This is a genomic window from Bacillus sp. SIMBA_008 (assembly GCF_046535495.1).
Classification (GTDB): domain Bacteria; phylum Bacillota; class Bacilli; order Bacillales; family Bacillaceae; genus Bacillus; species Bacillus subtilis.
On the sequence record NZ_JAWRWL010000668.1, the window covers coordinates 1 to 262 of the forward strand.

A 262-nucleotide genomic window follows, 5' to 3' on the forward strand; every position below is an offset into this window, starting at 1 on the left:
CGCGGTGCTGGCGACGACCATCGCTCAGCGTGAGACGCGTACCGCCTACAACGCCCGTAGACAGCCGGTGAGCGTGACCCTGAAGGACCTGGCGTCCGGGCAGACGCGTACGGCCACGTATACCTATTGCGAGGCCGCGGATGTAGCCGCAGCCGGCAGTTGCCCCGTGGAGGGGCTGCTGAAGAGCGTGGACGGCGCACGCACCGACGTGGCCGACGTCAGCACCTATGCCTACTACGCCGCAGACGACGCAGGATGCGCG

Annotated in this window: 1 protein-coding gene; it reads left to right on the top strand. The window is 68.3% G+C overall.

Annotated elements, in window-relative coordinates; genetic code table 11:
* The coding region (locus SB658_RS24900) for a hypothetical protein (protein ID WP_410603081.1) at positions 1-262 on the top strand (262 nt) is incomplete at both ends.